Here is a 296-nt window from a genome sequence, read left to right on the forward strand (position 1 = left end):
TTTAGAGCGAAGCTATGAACCGAAGCCCCAGTAAACGGCGGCCGTAACTATAACGGTCCTAAGGTAGCGAAATTCCTTGTCAGGTAAATTCTGACCCGCACGAATGGCGTAACGACTTGGGCGCTGTCTCAACGAGAGATCCGGTGAAATTTTAATACCTGTGAAGATGCAGGTTACCCGCGACAAGACGGAAAGACCCCATGGAGCTTTACTGCAGCTTGATATTGAATTTGGGTACGATCTGTACAGGATAGGTGGGAGCCTAAGAACCTTGAGCGCCAGCTTGAGGGGAGGCA

1 rRNA gene is annotated in these 296 nt (G+C 50.3%); it reads left to right on the forward strand.

Features of this window, described 5'->3' with window-relative positions:
• Positions 1 to 296 (forward strand): 23S ribosomal RNA (locus JO375_RS14305); the annotation flags it as partial.

This window comes from Paenibacillus farraposensis (assembly GCF_020736845.1).
Lineage (GTDB): Bacteria > Bacillota > Bacilli > Paenibacillales > Paenibacillaceae > Paenibacillus > Paenibacillus farraposensis.